Genomic DNA, 526 nt, shown 5'->3' on the forward strand with positions numbered 1-526 from the left:
GAGCCATATTTATAGAGAAGTACCCAAGTGGCTCAAGGGGCTCCCCTGCTAAGGGAGTAGATCGCTAACGCGGTGCGAGGGTTCGAATCCCTTCTTCTCTGCCATAATTGGCCCGTTGGTCAAGTGGTTAAGACACCGCCCTTTCACGGCGGTAACACGGGTTCGAATCCCGTACGGGTCATACTAAAAGAGATAGCATAATCTGCTATCTCTTTTTTGTTGTGTATAGATATAGAAGAAGCTATGACAGATTATAAATAATAAGTTTAAAATAGGATTACCTTTTCTCATGCATAAGAAGAGATAATCCTATTTTTTGAACATGTTTTAACTCTCTATTGAATGTCCATCTTGTTTAATAACAACATGACTATATGCGGAGTGAAGAGTTTTGTAGCCTAAAAGTGCAATAGTTAAGGCAAGGCCTCCTGCTATAATAGCCACATTAAATCCTACATGGGCTCCAAAGTTATCAATAACTAAACCAGCTATCGCTGATCCTAGGGAGACTCCAATTCCAAGTCCT

2 tRNA genes and 1 pseudogene are annotated in these 526 nt (G+C 40.9%); 2 read left to right on the plus strand and 1 reads right to left on the minus strand.

Annotation, left to right across the window (positions count from 1 at the left end):
• The first annotated feature begins 13 nt into the window (after window positions 1-13).
• Window positions 14-104 (plus strand) — tRNA-Ser (locus tag M3Z76_RS19715).
• A 5-nt stretch (window positions 105-109) separates the two neighbouring features.
• Window positions 110-181, plus strand: a tRNA-Glu gene (locus tag M3Z76_RS19720).
• A gap of 146 nt (window positions 182-327) precedes the next feature.
• Here the strand turns inward: M3Z76_RS19720 and M3Z76_RS19725 are convergent.
• A pseudogene (locus M3Z76_RS19725) lies at window positions 328-526 on the minus strand (MFS transporter); the annotation flags it as partial.

The sequence above is a fragment of the Metasolibacillus sp. genome, assembly GCF_025291715.1.
Classification (GTDB): domain Bacteria; phylum Bacillota; class Bacilli; order Bacillales_A; family Planococcaceae; genus Metasolibacillus; species Metasolibacillus louembei.